14 protein-coding genes are annotated in these 17,103 nt (G+C 61.1%); 2 read left to right on the plus strand and 12 right to left on the minus strand.

Going from position 1 to position 17,103, the window contains the following annotated elements:
• Positions 1 to 11 precede the first annotated feature (11 nt).
• Complete coding sequence (locus Tal182_RS14080; protein ID WP_085859811.1) at positions 12 to 1,913, plus strand: potassium transporter Kup; 1,902 nt, start codon at positions 12 to 14, stop codon at positions 1,911 to 1,913.
• Between the two features lie 122 nt (positions 1,914 to 2,035).
• A complete protein-coding gene (locus tag Tal182_RS14085) occupies positions 2,036 to 2,812 on the plus strand; it encodes a protocatechuate 3,4-dioxygenase (RefSeq protein WP_085859812.1) in 777 nt (258 codons plus the stop codon).
• A 104-nt stretch (positions 2,813 to 2,916) separates the two neighbouring features.
• Here the strand turns inward: Tal182_RS14085 and Tal182_RS14090 are convergent, their stop codons facing one another.
• The 12 genes from Tal182_RS14090 to ctaD form a co-directional block, all read right to left on the minus strand.
• On the minus strand, positions 2,917 to 4,386 hold the full coding sequence (locus Tal182_RS14090) for a right-handed parallel beta-helix repeat-containing protein (RefSeq protein WP_170965901.1): 1,470 nt from the start codon (positions 4,384 to 4,386) through the stop codon (positions 2,917 to 2,919).
• A 386-nt stretch (positions 4,387 to 4,772) separates the two neighbouring features.
• Positions 4,773 to 6,263 carry a right-handed parallel beta-helix repeat-containing protein gene (locus Tal182_RS14095; RefSeq protein ID WP_085859814.1) on the minus strand — a complete coding sequence of 497 codons (1,491 nt, stop codon included), beginning with the start codon at positions 6,261 to 6,263 and terminating at the stop codon, positions 4,773 to 4,775.
• A 388-nt stretch (positions 6,264 to 6,651) separates the two neighbouring features.
• On the minus strand, positions 6,652 to 7,872 hold the full coding sequence (locus tag Tal182_RS14100; protein ID WP_085859815.1) for an ABC transporter permease: 1,221 nt from the start codon (positions 7,870 to 7,872) through the stop codon (positions 6,652 to 6,654).
• A 4-nt stretch (positions 7,873 to 7,876) separates the two neighbouring features.
• Positions 7,877 to 9,016: an FtsX-like permease family protein gene (locus Tal182_RS14105; protein WP_085859816.1), complete on the minus strand. Its 1,140-nt coding sequence runs from the start codon at positions 9,014 to 9,016 to the stop codon at positions 7,877 to 7,879.
• Positions 9,013 to 9,717 carry an ABC transporter ATP-binding protein gene (locus Tal182_RS14110; protein ID WP_085859817.1) on the minus strand — a complete coding sequence of 235 codons (705 nt, stop codon included), beginning with the start codon at positions 9,715 to 9,717 and terminating at the stop codon, positions 9,013 to 9,015. The genes Tal182_RS14105 and Tal182_RS14110 overlap by 4 nt, the downstream gene beginning before the upstream one ends.
• Before the next feature lie 354 nt (positions 9,718 to 10,071).
• Entirely contained in the window at positions 10,072 to 11,247 is a 1,176-nt protein-coding gene (locus tag Tal182_RS14115; RefSeq protein WP_245344771.1) for an efflux RND transporter periplasmic adaptor subunit, read from the minus strand.
• A gap of 412 nt (positions 11,248 to 11,659) precedes the next feature.
• Positions 11,660 to 12,667: an AraC family transcriptional regulator gene (locus Tal182_RS14125; protein WP_085859818.1), complete on the minus strand. Its 1,008-nt coding sequence runs from the start codon at positions 12,665 to 12,667 to the stop codon at positions 11,660 to 11,662.
• A gap of 144 nt (positions 12,668 to 12,811) precedes the next feature.
• On the minus strand, positions 12,812 to 13,393 hold the full coding sequence (locus Tal182_RS14130; RefSeq protein WP_085859819.1) for a dienelactone hydrolase family protein: 582 nt from the start codon (positions 13,391 to 13,393) through the stop codon (positions 12,812 to 12,814).
• A 110-nt stretch (positions 13,394 to 13,503) separates the two neighbouring features.
• Complete coding sequence (locus Tal182_RS14135; protein WP_064803412.1) at positions 13,504 to 13,869, minus strand: cytochrome C oxidase subunit IV family protein; 366 nt, start codon at positions 13,867 to 13,869, stop codon at positions 13,504 to 13,506.
• A 7-nt stretch (positions 13,870 to 13,876) separates the two neighbouring features.
• On the minus strand, positions 13,877 to 14,596 hold the full coding sequence (locus tag Tal182_RS14140) for a heme-copper oxidase subunit III family protein (RefSeq protein WP_064810664.1): 720 nt from the start codon (positions 14,594 to 14,596) through the stop codon (positions 13,877 to 13,879).
• A gap of 11 nt (positions 14,597 to 14,607) precedes the next feature.
• Positions 14,608 to 15,321, minus strand: coding sequence for a cytochrome c oxidase subunit 3 (locus Tal182_RS14145; protein WP_085859820.1), 714 nt, complete (start codon positions 15,319 to 15,321; stop codon positions 14,608 to 14,610).
• The gene (ctaD, locus tag Tal182_RS14150) at positions 15,318 to 17,096 is read right to left on the minus strand and encodes a cytochrome c oxidase subunit I (RefSeq protein WP_085859821.1); all 1,779 of its coding nucleotides are present in this window, start codon (positions 17,094 to 17,096) and stop codon (positions 15,318 to 15,320) included. Before ctaD ends, Tal182_RS14145 begins: the two co-directional genes overlap by 4 nt.
• Between the last annotated feature and the right edge of the window lie 7 nt (positions 17,097 to 17,103).

Here is a 17,103-nt window from a genome sequence, read left to right on the forward strand (position 1 = left end):
AGCGGGGAAACATGACTTCAGCACGTGCAGATAAGACCGGTGATGTCGCCAGCCGGACCGGCTTTGTCGGATTGGTCGTCGGCGCCGTCGGCGTCGTCTATGGTGATATCGGCACCAGCCCGCTTTACGCCTTTCGCGAGGCGCTCAGACCGTTCACGGCCGATGGCGTCCACGAATTCGAGATAATTGGTCTTATTTCGCTGATGATCTGGACGCTGACGATCATCGTGACCTTCAAATATGTGCTGTTCCTTCTCAGGGCGGACAATGACGGTGAAGGCGGTACACTCTCGCTTCTCGCCCTCCTGATGAAAAAGATGGGGCGAAACGTGCCCGTGCTGTTCTTCGCCGGCCTGATCGGATCGGCACTTTTCATCGGCGACGCGATGATCACGCCTGCCCTGTCGGTGATGTCCGCTCTCGAGGGCTTGAAGCTGATTACCCCAGCTTTCGCCGAATACGTTCCGCCTCTGTCGGCGGCGATCATGATCGTTCTGTTTGCCGCCCAGTCACGGGGGACCGCCGCTGTTTCGATGTTTTTCGGGCCGATAACGGTCTTGTGGTTCCTTGCCATGGCGGCAGGTGGCGTGATCCATATCGGCGACGATTGGAGGATTCTGGCCGCAATCAATCCTATCAACGCGCTCTCGTTCCTCGCTCATGCCGGCACCGTTGGGCTCATCGTCCTCGGCGCGGTCTTTCTGACAGTCACGGGCGCCGAAGCGCTTTATGCCGATCTCGGCCATTTCGGGCGACGCCCGATCCAGACGGCATGGTTCGTGCTCGTTTTTCCGGCATTGCTGCTGAATTACCTCGGGCAAGGCGCGCTCGTTCTCAGCCAACCCGCAGCGATCGCCGATCCGTTCTTTCTGATGTATCCCGATTGGGCCTTGCTGCCAGTGGTTCTTCTGGCGACGCTCGCAACCATCATCGCCAGCCAAGCCGTGATCACTGGCGCGTTTTCCTTGGCCCGCCAGGCGGTTCACCTCGGCTTTCTGCCACGGCTACGGATCAAGTTCACCTCGGAGACCAATACCGGCCAGATTTACGTGCCGAGTGTCAATCTCCTCCTGCTGACCGGCGTGCTGGTGCTGATCTTTTCCTTTGGCGACTCCGAGTCACTGGCAACGGCCTACGGCATCTCGGTGACTGGAGCCATGGTGATCACAACCATGCTGGCCTTCCAGTTCCTTCGCGCCGCTTGGGGATACTCCTTCATGCTTGCATCTGCAGTGCTTTTGCCGCTCTTCATCATCGAAGTCGTCTTCCTCGCGGCCAACCTGCTGAAAATCCACGACGGCGGCTGGGTTCCGGTCGCCCTGGCGCTGGCGATTATGATTTTGATGTGGACATGGACCCGCGGGCAGACCTACCTCAAGAGACTGCGGGCCAACAACGAGATTCCGCTCGATTCCTTCATTCGGTCGATCGAGCGGAAGTCGGACCATTCACCGGTTACCGTTCCGGGAACGGCGGTTTTTCTAACAAGCGTGCCGGACCGGACGCCGAACGTTCTGCTCCACAATCTCAAGCACAATCACGTGCTCCACGAACAGAACGTCATCCTGACTGTCTGGACCGAGGACGAACCCTATGTTCCCGACAACAGGCGCATCAAGATAAGCCAGCTCTCGCCGCGTTTCGTGCGTCTCGACATCACTTTCGGCTTCATGGACGATCCCGACGTCACCAGGGCGCTGGCTCTCTGCCGGGAGGGAGGCTTCAAGTTCGAGATCATGAAAACGTCCTTCTATCTCGGTCGCCGCAACCTCGTCAGGACGCCGAACACCGGCCTGCCCGGCTGGCAGGAACGCATATTCATGGCGCTGGAGGGCTTTGCCATCGATCCCTCCGATTACTTCAACCTGCCGTCAAACCGCGTCGTCGAGCTTGGCGAACAGGTTGCCATATAAAGTCTGATGGCCTCGCCCTGCTTCGCGCCGACAGCCTCGTCACCGTCGATCATTGCCGGGATTTAACTGGCAGTCCCGGCCTATCCCCCTTACACGCCAGATCTTGAGACAAAGGAGGACATATGAAGAGGCGGACTCTTGTACTTGGCGGCGCCGCGATTGCCGCATCGTCGGTTGTTGCGACGGCAAACTGGCCGCGGCGGCATGTCATGGCGGCAGCCAGGACATTCGACTGGAAGGGCACTGATTTTCTGAGCGGCGGCACCAAGTCTGTCGCCTTGGAAAAGCTGCCCGCGCCGCTGTTCCGCACTCGCCCGAATTGCGTCGTGACCATCGCCCAGACCCTTGGTCCCTGCCATGTCAACGACGTCCCGGCCCGCCAGGACATCTCGGAAGGAGAAGCCGGACTGCCGTTGCGGCTGGCCCTGCGTATCGTCCATGCAGCTGATTGCCGGCCGGTTGAAAATGCCGACATCGAAATCTGGCATACCGATCACCGTGGCATCTATTCCGGCCGAGAGGCTGCGAAGATGTGTACACTTGGTGATGCCAAGGCGATAAGCGGGCTCGCCTTTCGCGGCCGCCAGCTGACTGACAAGGCCGGGCAGGCAAGGTTTCTGACCGCCTATCCCGGATGGTATAGTGGCCGCACGCCGCATGTTCATTGCCGCATCCTCGTGGACGGCAAGGAGCTTCTCGTCAGCCAGGTCTATTTCGATGATGCCCTGAGCGACATCATCTATGGTGAGCATCCCGACTATCGTGGACGCCCCCGCCGCGATACGCGCAACGACGACGACGGCCTCATTCCGCAGGACGCCACCGATCACATCTTCGATTTTGAAAAATTTGATGGCGGCGTGCTTTCCGCCACGATTACGATCGGCCTCTCTTCCTGAGCCGATGGCGGCGAGCGACAGGAGAGCCCTTTCCCCGAACGCTGCTCGACGACCTCTGATGCCGCCACGGCTTCTCGCCGCAGCGGCGATGCGCCCGGCTATCCTCAGTGCAGCACGCCGTGTTGAAGCATAGAGACGATCAGCGGGTCAGCTTCTGAATGATGCAACGGCTGAGGCGTGATCTCATGGTGTGAAATTTCGCTGCCGTTCTCCGGGCCGGCAAGATCAGCGGCTTCGATGGTGACGCCGTGATCGCCGTTGCCAAGTGTCAACCCGTGCTTTTCGGCAGCCGCCCTGCCGAAGTGACGGAGCAGCAGCGTTTCATCCGATACACCGTTTTCCCAGATGGGATTGTCGTGGCGGGCGCCGACCTTATCCGCTGCAATCTTGTCGGCAGCAAGTTTCAGGTCGTTGTGGGATGTGAGCCCGGTGTCCGATACGAGGCTGATGCTCGCATCGGCGGCGGCGAGACTGTCGGCGCTTGCAAGCGTGGTAGGACCTTCTTCGATGATCGTGTTATCGCTGACGGGAAAGGTGCCTGCAGCGATGATCGAGGGGGAGATGCTGTATGGCGTGACATCGCTCGCGATGAAATTGTCATGGAAGGATCCGGATGCCGGCCGATCGACCTTCAATGCCGCCTGGGTCAGGTCATCGAAGAGGTTGCCGTAGATATCGATGCCCTCGCGAACATAGGTCGTCGTGCCGGCGGAGCTGACCGACACGCCCCAGACGCCGTCATGGATATAGTTGCCTGATATATCGTAGTTGCGTGTATCGCCCGTGTCGCCGAGACCGATGGCGTAAGACCAGCTGTAGCCGCCATAGCCGGATATATCGTTGTCATGGATGGCAATATCCGTGCCGGCTTGCGCGCTGATCCCGAAGCCGCCGCCGAGGATGGTGTTCCCCTCGATCACCGCGTCCACAGGCCGGATGAGCGTCAGTACTCCCTTCGGCGTCACCGCACCCGTCTGATCGAGATAATTGCCGGTGATGACGATGTTGCTGCTGTCGTTTAGCTGGACGGCATCCGCCGCAGTGCCGTGGGCGTTGGTGACGGTGTTGTTGAGGAGAGTGACGCCGTTGATCTTCTCAATCCAGATGCCGTCGCCGTTGACGTCGTTGATCGTACTGTTTTCAATGGTGATGTTGGAGCCGGTCCGGAAGGTGATGGAACCGGATTTGGACAATCCGGTATGATCGACCTCGACATTACGAACGGTCCAATTTGAGACATAACCACCATAGATGGCTGCGCCGCCGGTATCCGAGATCTTGATATTTTCGATGACGATGTTCGACGTATAGAGACTATGAATTGCATCATTGGGGCTATGAATGACAGGCGCGTCGCCGACCCCGTAGCTGCCGATGGTGATCGGGGCATCGACGGTGCCGGAATATTTCAGGTCGAGCTGGTCGTTATATACGGTGCCGGCCGCGAGCAGCACGCTGTCGCCCGGCTGTAGCTTTAGGTTTTCCACCGCCCAGAATGATGCAAAAGGCGTGTCCTCGCTGGTTCCGGCATTGGCGTTGGAGCCCGTCGCTGAATTCACATAATAGATTGTCATATCGCCTTGTTCTCGCATTGTCGCGCAACCGTCTGGCTCGGCTGCAACGAGTGGATCGGATGCGGTAGGGACTGAAGGCCATATCAAACACGACCTTCGATTGCCGTTACGGCGTCGACAGGCATTGGCCTGCCTTGCTCCAGAGAGGCGCCTTGCGGAGGCTGCGCCTGCGAGAATACAACCTTCGAGAAAATAATCTAGAGAACAGCGACTAAAAGGTGAATGAACGGTAACGTGCCATGCTGTCACGGAGGGTCGGGGCGAGGTTACGCGTACGGTCAACCCTCATTCGAACCGCCGCCCTCGTCCTTCGAGGCTTATGGGCACCTTAAGGTCGGGCGCGAAGCGTCGAAGGACGAGGGCGGGCGATCAGCCCGCCACCTAACTCAGCTCAGCAAGCCATCGAGATGGACGAAGACGGTCAGCGTATCCCCGTCGCTGTGATGCGAGGTCCCGTCATTGATCCCGTAGCTGAAGGATTCGCTCACGTGTCCGCCATGATCGGGGAGCTTCGTCTCATCAAGTGTATAGGCATAATTGCCTTCCCGGTCCACGTGGATGACGCCGTATTCGCCGGTCAGCGTTAGACCGTGCTTGCCGACGCTTTCGTCACCGAAGCGGCGGAGCGCCAGGGTCCCGTTGTCCGAGCTGTCGTTCTTGAGGAGATTACCGTGGTGCGCATCGCCGGTATCGGTGATGATCTTCAAATTGTCGTGGACGGCGACGACCGCCGGATCCACGTTCGCATCCGTCATTGTGGCAGCCTTGGCATCAGAACTCGCCAGCGCCGTCTCGACATTGGTGACCGTGTGGTTGTTGCTGATGGAAAAGGTGCGTGCGTCGGCGATAGCCGGCGATATGCTGGTCGCCTCTACGCCGCTCTCGACCGAATTGTTGTAAAAGGAGCCGGACGCCGGCCTGTCGACCTTCAGCGCCGCCTGCGTGAGGCCGTCGAAGACATTGTCGTGGACTTTGATATTCGCGCGGACATAGCTGGGGCTGTCGGCAGGATCGGTAATGACCACGCCCCATGCGCCGTCATGAATGTGATTTCCCGATATATCATAATCCCGCGTGTTGCCCTGATCACCGAGACCGATGGCGAAGGACCAGTCGTAACCGTGAAATCCCGATATGTCATTGTCGTGGATGGCGACGTTCTTGCCCGCTTGCGCGCTGATGCCGAAGCCGCCGCCGCTCAGAGTATTGTCCTCGACCACCGCGTTCACCGGCCTGATGAGCACAATGACGCCTTTAGGGCTATCGGCATGCGTCTGGTCGAGATGATTGCCCCGGATCACGATGTCGCTGCTGTCGTTCACCTGGACGGCATCGGCCCTGGCGCCGTGGCTGTTCGTCACGGTATTGTTGAGAAGTTTGACGCCCTCGACCTTTTCGATCCAGAAGCCGTCGCCCTTCCCGGCCGAGATCTTGCTGTTCTCGATCGTGATGTCCTTGCTATTGCGGAAATTCACGGAACCTACTTCGCGCGACAATCCCGCCTTGTCGACTTCCACATGGCGAACCGTCCAGTTCGAAACACTGCCGCCAGAGATGGCAGAACCACCGCTATTTGTTATCTTGAGGTTCTCGATAACAATGTTCGACGCATAAAGGCTATGAATGCCATCACCGCCACTATGGATGACGGGTGCCGCCCCCGTCCCGTAACTGCCGATCTTGATCGGCGCGCTCTCGCTGCCCGAATATTTGATATCGAATTGTTCGTTGAACACGCTCCCCTTGGCGAGCAGCACACTGTCGCCTGGTTTCAGTGCTAGGGATTCCACTTTGGACAAAGTCGCAAAAGCCGAGTTCTGGTTCGTCCCATCGTTGCGGTCGGAGCCAGTCGCTGAGTTCACATAGTAGATTGTCATATCGCCAATGTTGCCCTGTTCGTCGGATCGCTATGTCACCACTGAGACCGGCCGGGATCGGCCGATCGCCTGCGGCGGGGGCAACCGTCCACGGCAAGAAGGCGAGAAGATGTTATCAATGCGGCAGCGGACCGGTTTACGGGCTTTACTCCACAGGCAATGGCGCCGGGTCCGATAACGCGCTGAAAAGCTGCAACTAGAATCGAAAAACCAGCGACTTGAAGGCGAATAAATCGGAGAACGGCGGGGCGGCAGATATCTCTCCTTCAGGCTGCACCGCAGTGATTCTGCTCTCGCTTGCGCTCAAGCTACAGCGCCACGCATGCCGATCAGCCACATGGTGAGAAGACCCGAGGGGCCGTCTCGAATCATGGGGCGGGTGATCATCTCAGCGCCATTTCCCCCTCGCCTGCAAAGCCGAAGTCAGCGGCAGCCGCGCGGCGGCAATCGCCGGCAGGGCGCCGCCGAGTATGCCAATGGCAAGGCCCAGCAGGCCGGCGGTGAAGACCACGTCCGGAGTGACGTCGAGCTGAAAGGCCATCCTGGTATTGTTGGCGCCCATGGTGCTTGCCTGCCAACCGTCGAAAGCGAGCTTGGAGGCGAAGACACCGAGGCCGGTGCCGGCCACCGACAGGAGCACCGCCTCCACCCAGGTAGCGGCGAAGGCCGGCAGGCGGGCAAAGCCGAGGAGGCGCAGCGTCGCGATTTCGACGCTGCGGTCGGAAACCGAACTCATCATCGTATTCAAGGCGCCCGCCGCCGCACCAATCGCCATCAGCAGCGCGATCGGCCAGCCGAACAGGCGGATCAGGCTTTCGGTGCGCTCGGCCTGGCCGGCGTAGAGATCAGCCTCGGAAACGATTACGAGCGGCGCGCCGGGCAAGCCCGAAAGGCGATCACGCAATGCCGCCAGTGCTCTTGCGGGATTGCCTCCGCCGTCGAGCCGCACACGCAGGCTCTGCACTTGCCCCTGTCGGTCGAAAGCCGATTGCACCACCTCCAGATCCGCCCAGATCTCGGATTCAAAGGCGCTGCCGCCCGAAGTGAAATGCCCGACGATCCTCCAGTCGAGTGCGCCGAACCGGATCGTCTCGCCGACCGCAAAGCCGGGAAAGGTGTCGGCGATGCGGGCGCCGACGACGATCTCGCGCGCGCCTTGCGAAAACAGCCGCCCACGCGAAAGCCGCGCGCGTTCACGCAAGCCGGGGCCTGCCGGATCCATGCCTCTGAGCGACAACGTCTGCTCGACGCCTTCCCCTTGCCTGACATCGACGGGAACGACGGTTTCACGCGACAATGCCGGCCCGCCCGCGCCATCGCGCGCAATCCCGCCATCGCCGCTCATGGCCGCAAGGCTGCGGATTGCCTCGGCCGGCACCTCCGAACCAGTCTCCTGGTTGGTGCCGCCGCCGAGAATAACGGCAATAGCAGGCGAGCCGGCGCCGGCGAGCGCGGCCTCGAAGCCGCGCGCCATCGCCAGGAAACCTGAGAGCACCGCCACGACGAGGGCGACCGACAGTACCATCGACAACGAGATCCAGAGCCGCCGCGGCAGGCTGCCAAGGTTTACTCTGATCATGAGAAAGGTCTGCTTGAGTGTTGATGACATTGGGTTATCTCGCTCTGAAGGCGTTGACGATGGGCAGGCGCACGGCGATCACCGCAGGCAGCAGTCCGGTCAGCAGGCCGAGCCCCGCTATAATGGCGAGAGATTTCGCAAGCACGCTCGTGCCGAAGACGAGGCCGAACTCCGGTCCGATGGAAAAAGTCGCAAGCTTGGCGAGCACAAGTCCGCCTGCGCCGCCGACAAGAAAGATAAACAGTGTCTCGCCAAGAATGAGCGCGAGAATCCGCGGACTGGAAAAGCCGAGTACCTTCAAGACGCCGATCTCGAAACGCCGCTCCCTCACCGCAAAGAGCATAGTGTTGACCGCGATCATGAGGATGGTGACGAAGGCCGCTCCCACGACGAGGCTCACGATCAGGCTGATATCAGCGAATTGCCGGAGAAACGCTTCAAGGAACTGCTTTTCCGACTGCGTCCTCGTCTGCGCCGCCGAATTGGCGAATAGAGCATCGATCCGCGCTGCCAGCACACTTGGTGACACGCCCGGGCGCGGACGTACCACGAAAGCGTCAACCGTATCCTTGTCGCGCGCACGAGCCGCATTGAGGGCGTCGTAGCGGGTGAGCATGAAATACGTATCGGTGCTGGCATCCGCCCCCTCAAAAATACCCGCGATCGTGAAGCTCCAATTGCGGCTGCCGTCAGCCCTGGCAAGCTGCCCGGTAAAACCGATGCGCTGGCCGATCGACCAGCCCTCGGCTTCCGCCAGTGCCCTGCCGACCAGCACCCGATCACCGGCCTCTTCCAATGCCGCGATCAACTTCGGCGTCAGTTTGAGCTCGTCGCCGTTGGCCGCGGCGATCGCCTGTGGATCGACGGCACTGACGGCAACCACATTCTTTTGGACCTCGACGAAGCCCCGCATACGTGCGGTATAGGCGACTGCGGCGACATCGCCGTCGGCCGCGATCCGGTTGAGATAAGCAAGCGGCAGCGGCAGCCCGCGGCTCGATTTGTTGAAGACGCCGAGCAGATTGTCCCTGGCGCCGGCCGCGCCTTGGCTGCCGCTGACGAAGCTCGCCGCGAGCCCGTAGATCAGGAAGGCGATGCCGACTGAAAACATCAGCAAAATGGCGCGCAGCCGCTTGCGCCAGATATTGCGCCGCATGAGCTGGAAGAAGGTCATCGGCCCGCCCTTTCCTCGCTGACGAATTCACCCTTGTTGAGACGCAGCGTGCGCCGGGCAAAGGAAGCGGCCTCGGGATCATGCGTGACCATGATGATGGTCTTCTGAAGCTCGCGATTGAGAAAGCTCAGTATCTCCAGGATATCATCGGCCGATTTGCGATCGAGATCGCCGGTCGGCTCGTCGCAAAGAATAAGATCGGGATCGGTGACGATGGCGCGGGCAATGCCGACGCGCTGCTGCTGCCCGCCCGACATGCTCGACGGAAACTGCCGCTGGCGGCCCGCAAGTCCGACGAGATCCATGACCGTATCGACGCGAGCCCGCCGCTCCTTGCGGCCGAGCGGCTTCAACAGCAGCGGCAACTCGATATTCTCCGCCGCATTCAGCGGCGGCAACAGATTGTAAAACTGGAAGACGATGCCCATGGCATGTGCCCGCCAGACCGCCCTTGCTCCTTCGCCCATCTGCTCGAGACGGCTGCGGCCGACTCTGATTTCACCGTCATCCGGGCTGTCGATACCACCGAGCATGTTGAGCAATGTCGATTTCCCGGAGCCAGAGGGTCCCATGACAGCAACGAAATCGCCGCGCGGAATGGAGAGATCGAGCCCGGAAAAGATCGGAATTGTCTCCGCTCCGGTCCTGAAGGACTTCCTGACGCCAGCAAGGGCGATATAGGGTTCTGCGGTGTCGGTCATGGTTCTGCTCCTTGGTTGTTTATTCATCGGAGTCGCGGCGCCAAAAATGGAGAAGAGACCTGCCGCGCCCGGCACAGTTCTTTTCACCCACGTAGGCATCTGCATCCGCCGAACCCCCGTGGCCAGCCCCGTCCTTCGAGGCCTGCGAGCACCTCGGGATGAGGCTGGAGAAAGGTGCGGCCCGCAGCGCCCCTCATCCGGCTGCCGCCACCTTCCCCCCGCGAGCGGCGAGAAGGGGACATGCCGTGACCTCTCCGTGCCCAATTCACACTACGCGAGGCACGTCCCCTCTCCCCGTCAGAACGGGGAGAGGGTTAGGGTGAGGGGCAGCCATCGGCGCGATCCGATCAGCCCTCATCCTGAGATATGCAGGCCAGCGGCCGGAGCCTTGAGGGACGAGGCCGGGTGATGAGCCTCCTCGCCCACCACCAGCCGAATGCGCGCCGCCATTGCAGGCCGCATGCCCGGTGGCGGCGAAGAGGGCGACAGGCGCAATGTCACCGTGCCCTTCTCCTTGGAAATGACCGGCGCAATTTTCGCCACTTCGACCGTGAATGGTTTATCGGGGAATCCGTCGAGCACCGCCTCTCCTTTGAGACCCGGACGCAGCAGCGCCATATTGGCTTCGGCCACATCGGCATCGATGACCAGACTTGCGGTATCGGTGATGGCAAGCAGGCTTTCGTTCTCCCGCACGCTATCCGCGCGAGACAGCACGGTGTCGCCGACATGCGCATCAAGCCGCGTCACGGTGCCGGAAATTGGCGCCCGCACGGTCAGCGCCTCCATCTGCTCGCGCGCCCTGTCGATATCGAGCTTCGCTTTTTCGAGATCCTGCCTTGCCTGTGCCGCGGCATTCCCGGCCGTATCGAAGGCGGTGCGCGCCGCCTCCAGCGCCTCGGCCGACATAGCGTCGCGCCCAGCCAGCCGCTCTGCACGATCCAGCGAGGACCGCGCCTGGACGAGCGCAATATTCCCAGCCTCCAGCGCCAGCTCCGCCGCCCGCCCCGCTATATAAGCGCCTCGGAGCGCGAAACGTCCACCGGCATCATCAAGCCGAACGAGCACTTGGCCTGCCACGACCGGATCGCCCGCCTCCACCTCGATGGCGACGATCCGCCCCTCATATTTGGAAAAAACGGTGGCGATGTCGGGCGCCACGACATAACCGGAGCCCGTGATCTCGCGGCTTGGCGTACCCCGGTTCGGTGCGACGATGCCCGGAGTTGGCGTGGCGTCGTCAATCGCCGCGTTCTCAGGCAAAGCCGTGATTGGCAACGCCGCTCCACCAGCCGATAGAACTGCGTCACCGCCCATAAACTTTGCAAGGGTAGCGATCCGCTCCAGCGCATCCGGCCGATAAAGAAGAGCCACCGCCAGCGACACCACCCCCGCAAGGGCCAGTATCGCCGATACTCCCCGCCGCCGGGCTCTCCGCTCCGGCGGCTCAATCTCGAAGACCGTGGGCTCGACCGACAGCGATCTGAGCCTGGCGGCAAGGTGTCGTTCATGTTCCGATGTCGTGTTCATGCCGACAGAATGGCCGCCGGCGAAAAAACCGCGACCTGGAACATGTTTCAGGCATGCCTCGATCGCGATTGAGTACGTGGTGGCCGCACTATTGGCGGCCGTGACTGCGCATGCGCGCCTCACCCAACAACTGTATTGCCGTGTGGCACCCCCCTCTGCCCTGCCGGGCATCTCCCCCACAAGGGTGGAGATCGGCAAGAGCTTGACCATCGGTCCCTCTCAAACGGCATCGACAATTACAATGCTTTCGTTATTTTTGGGGCTTTAGTTGTTTGAGGAAGCTATCTCGCCCAGCCAATTTCCCCTTGTGGGGGAGATGCCCGGTAGGGCAGAGGGGGGTGTCCCACGGCACGCCCGCCACAACAATCGATGGCGAGTCCTACAGAAGAGCAAGGCCGGGTGGCCCCGCACCTCACCTCTTCCTCTGCCGCCAAGTCACCGGCGTCATATCGGTCACGCGCCGGAACTCCCGATTGAAATTCGACTTCGTCTGGAAGCCGACCTCGAACATCACCTCGGTTACCGATTTTTCGGTGGCGGAAAGCAGGCGGCAGGCCTCGCCGATCCTGTAGTCGTTGACATATTGCGAGACGTTCTTGTCCATCGTCCGGTTGATCGCCGCCGAGATCTGGCGGGCGGGGATTCCGGCCTTGCGGGCGAGCCGGTCGAGATTGAGATTGGCGTCGCGATAGAGCTTTTTTGCCTCCATCAGCGCGTCGACCATCGCGATCGTCTCCTTGTCCTCGCTGGTATCAGACCTCGGCGCCACCTCTGTTATTTCCGGCGGCACCCGGCTGCGGCTGGCGGCTGCCGCAGCAATGCCGAGGATAACGAGGGCGGCGAGATTTCCCACGCTGATCAGCGCCAGCGCCCGCTCGCTATGCGCCGAGATGAAATCGAGGAAGACGAAAGTATCGACAGCGGCCGAGAGACAAAGCGCGGCTGCCGTGAAGATGATTGCCCGATAGGCCGGCACGGCGCCTTCGAAGGGCGCGAGCCGCAACGCGTCCGCCCCCGGGCGCATCAATAGCAGGATCGTCACGGCGTAGCCGACGAAGACGAGCACCAGCGCCACGTCGATCGCGTCCCGCCAGAAGGTTACCAGCAGCAGGATGAGGATAGCGGGCACGGCATGCAGCCCGAGCCGCGCAGCAAGCGACCGCCGGCTCGTCCTCACCAGCCTGGAAACCCCGGCATAGGCAAGCGGCGGCACCACTGCTGCAATCACGGGCGCAACCAGCCCCACCCCCTGCACGCCATAGCCCCAACGCAGGCCGGAAAGCGCGGATTGCAGCGCCGAAACCAGGATCAGTGCCAGAAAAGGCAGGTTCGGCGCCACCTCCTCATCGCGCCTGAGAACAGTGGCGAAGAGGATGAGCAGCAGGAGAGCGACGACGAAGGGAAGCGGAATGAAGATCATGGGACTCCAAGATCGGAATGACGAACGGCGCCATCATCACCGAGTCCACCGCCCGGCGCGACCTCCATCATGTTTTAGGACATATTTTATGTGGGAATTTTTGGATTGGCGGCCGCGGGGTTCGAGCGAGCCATGAACGCCGGATCAGACGCGCTCCAGAAACGCAAGCACGCGGGCAGTGAGCAGCGCGGTCGCATCCGCGTCATATGCCGGAAGCGATCTGTCTGCGAAGTAGTGCTGGTCGCCGGGATAGAGGAAAAGCTCCGCGTCCGCGACCTTCGCTACAATCTCGCGAGCGGCATCGATGTCACCCTCGCCGACGAAGATCGGATCGTTGTCCATGCCGTGGATCTGGACCGGGACGCCCTCCGGCCAGGGTCCGAAGGCCCACTCGCCGCTGATCGGCAGGCAGGAATGGAAAAGCAGAGCCCCGCAGGCTCCAGGCCGCGTCTGTGCCAGCTTCTGCGCTGGCAGCACCCCAAATGAGAAGCCGGCATAGACCAGTTCGGGAGGCAGTTCGTCGGCGAGCCGGACGCCGTGTTCCCTGATGGCGTCGAATCCGATCTCGCCGACATAGGCGAGACCCTCCTCGATGCGATCGAACGTGCGTCCGTCAAACAGATCGGGCGTGTGAACGATGTGGCCCGCCGCCCTGATGTCGTCTGCGAAGGCACGCACTCCAGGGGTCAACCCTTGTGCGTGATGAAACAGCAAGATCTCAGCCATAAGGCGTCTCCCGTCGAGGTGTTGGCCCGCTCGATAAGAAAGTTCAGAGGAGTTCAGACTGGGCCTGCGGCAGTCATCTCAGGCGTCGCGCTCGGCCCCCCGATGAATATTTAAGGGGCTGCTCCGAAAAAGGCGAGCCGCGTAACGATCGTATATTGCGATTCCGATACCATCAGTGCCACGAAGACCAGCACCAGCACCGGCGGCATCAGGATGGCGTAGACGAGTGCCAGCCGCTCCCAGGCCATATGCATGAAGACCGCGACGATCAGCCCGGCCTTCAGCATCATGAACAGAAGGATCAGCGTCCATCTGAGATAACCCTGAATGCCGAAATAATCGACAAGGTAGGAAAAGGCGCTGAGCACGAAGAGCAAGCCCCAGACGAAGAGATAGAGCCGGATCGGATGCTGCTGTCCAGTGTGTGCTTGTGCATGCACCGTTTGGGTTTGGGCATGCGCCGTTGTCTCGCTCATGACGACCTCACCACAGATAGAAAAACGCGAAGATGAAGACCCAGACCAGGTCGACGAAGTGCCAGTAGAGGCCCATGATCTCGACGGCTTCGTAGCGGCCTTTCCGGCTGGTAAAAAAACCGCGCCGTTCCACGTCGAAATCGCCCCGCCAGACCTTTCGGGCGATGATGAGCAGGAAGATGACGCCGATCGTGACGTGGGTGCCGTGGAAGCCGGTGATCATGAAGAAGGTCGATCCGAACTGGGCTGCCCCCCACGGGTTCTCCCAGGGGCGCACGCCTTCGGTGATCAGCTTCGTCCATTCGAAAGCCTGCATGCTGACGAAGGTTGCGCCAAGAAGTGCCGTCAGCAGCATCAGTATCGCGGTCACCCGGCGGTCACGCCGATAGCCGAAATTGACCGCCATCGCCATGGTGCCGCTGCTGGAGATCAGCACGAAGGTCATGATCGCGATCAGGATCAGCGGCACATCCTGGCCGCCGATATGCAGCGCGAAGACCTCGCTCGGATTGGGCCAGGCGACGGGCGTCGACATGCGGGCAGTCATATAGGCGATCAGGAAACAGCCGAAGACGAAGGTGTCGCTGAGCAGAAAAATCCACATCATCGCCTTGCCCCAGGAGGCGGTCTTGAAGGCGCGCTGGTCCGAGCTGAAATCGGCCGCGACTCCGCGAAGGCCCGCGGGCCTGAGGTCTGCCTCGCCGTGTGTCTGGACAGAGTGTGCCATCTGCAAATCCCCTAGCTTATCAACGTGCGGCAGAGATCGACGAAATCATTCGCCCAGCCGGCAAAGAGCGCGAAGAGCAAAAGCCAGACGGCGAGCATGAAATGCGAATAGATGGCCGAAAGGTCGACGCTGAGCCGCAGTCTCTCCGGCGCGACATCGGCTGCGAACGCCTTGACCGTCGTATGCGCGAGGACGGCAAGCCCGCCCAAAATATGCAGCCCGTGCAGGCCGGTGAGCATATAGAAGAAGCTGTTGGCGGGATTGTCGGCCAGTACGTAGCCGGCCGCCGTCAGTTCCCGCCATGCCTGGATCTGCCCGGCGAGAAAGAAGACGGCAAGAGCAAGTCCTGTCGCAAGCGCCGGCCGCAGGCTTTCCATACGACCATGCTGTGCTTCACGTTTGGCCCATTGCAGCGCGGCGCTGCTCAAGGCCAGTGCCGCGGTGTTCACCCAGAGCAGCCGCGGAACCGGCATCCCCCACCAGTCCGCCGATGCCGCGCGCATGAAATAGGCGCTGACGGCAAGGCTGAAGACGGCGCCGACGACGCCGAGAAACACGAAGAGGCCGATTTTCACCGCAGGCACGGGCGCCCGGTCTACACCATGATGGTCCGGCAGCTGCACCGAGCCGGTTTCCAGCCAGGGCTTCGAGGTCAGCCGCTGCCCGGCCAGCCACCAGATCATGATGGCGGCGATGGCGGCGAGGAAGATCAGCACGACGCTCATGCCGGGACCTCTCGCGTCACGCCGTCGCTTGCCGGCACATTCTGCGGAATGAAATCTTCGGCCGCGCCGGGCACGCTATAATCATAGGCCCAGCGGTAGACGACGGGCAGATCCCTGCCCCAGTTACCGTGTGGGGGCGGCGTCTGCGGCGTCTGCCATTCGAGCGTCGTCGCCCGCCAAGGATTGCCGCCTGCCTCCCTGCCCCGGAAAAGGCTCCAGACCAGATTGAACAGGAAGACCATCTGCCCGGCCCCGACCACGAGCGCCATGACGGTGATGAAGATATTCAGCGTGTGGGCCGACGGTGGCACGAAGGCCGTTTCTCCCATCTCGAAGTACCGGCGCGGCACACCGAGCAGACCGAGATAATGCATCGGAAAGAAGATCGCATAGGTGCCGAGGAAGGTGATCCAGAAGTGGATATGGCCGAGTGTCTCGTCCAGCAGGCGTCCCGTCACCTTCGGATACCAGTGATAGATCGCCCCGAAGATAACAAGGATCGGCGCAACCCCCATGACCATGTGAAAATGCGCGACGACGAACATCGTATCCGACAGCGGCACGTCGACGACGACATTGCCGAGGAAGAGGCCGGTTAGGCCGCCATTGACGAAGGTGACGATGAAGGCGAGCGCAAAGAGCATCGGCAGCGTCAGATGGATATCGCCGCGCCACAGCGTCAGCACCCAGTTGTAGACTTTGATGGCCGTCGGGATGGCGATGATCAGCGTCGTGGTGGCGAAGAAGAAGCCGAAGGCCGGGTGCATGCCGCTGACATACATGTGGTGCGCCCAGACGACGAAACTCAAGCCCCCGATGATGACGATCGCCCAGACCATCATCCGGTAGCCGAAGATGTTCTTACGCGCGTGCGTGCTGATCAGATCCGAGACGATGCCGAAGGCCGGCAGCGCGACGATATAGACCTCCGGATGCCCGAAGAACCAGAACAGATGCTGGAACAGGATCGGGCTGCCGCCACCATGCTGCAGCTGCGTGCCCATCTCGACGATCGCGGGCATGAAAAAGCTGGTGCCGAGCACGCGGTCGAGCAGCATCATGACACAGGCGACGAAAAGGGCCGGAAAGGCCAAGAGTGCCATGACGGTCGCGGTGAAGATGCCCCAGACGGTGAGCGGCATCCGCATCAGCGTCATGCCGCGGGCGCGGCCCTGCAGCACTGTCACCACATAGTTCAGGCCGCCCATGGTGAAGCCGATGATGAAGACGATAAGCGAGGTGAGCATCAGCAGGATACCCCAGTCCTTGCCGCCTGGTGTGCCTGACAAAACGGATTGCGGCGGATAAAGCGTCCAGCCGGCCCCTGTCGGGCCGCCGGGCGCGAAAAAGCCGGCGACGAGGATCAGCACCGCAAGCAGATAGATCCAGTAGCTCAGCATGTTTGCATAGGGAAACACCATGTCGCGGGCGCCGACCATCAGCGGAATGAGGTAATTGCCGAAGCCGCCGAGGAAGAGCGCGGTGAGCAGATAGATCACCATGATCATGCCGTGCATGGTGATAAACTGATAATAGTGATCGGCATCGATGAAGGCGAAATAGCCGGGAAAGGCGAGCTGAATGCGCATTAGCCAGGAGAGCACCAGCGCCACCAGGCCGATCGAGATGGCGGTCAGCGAATATTGGACGGCAATGATCTTGGCGTCCTGGCTGAACACATATTTGGTCCACCAGCTGTGCGGATGATAAAGCTCGACATCCTCGACTTCGGCGGTCGGGATGACACCTGCGCTGCCAGACGGAATCTCGACCATGATATCT

Origin of the sequence: Rhizobium sp. TAL182 (assembly GCF_002117725.1) — a bacterium.
GTDB lineage: Bacteria > Pseudomonadota > Alphaproteobacteria > Rhizobiales > Rhizobiaceae > Rhizobium > Rhizobium esperanzae.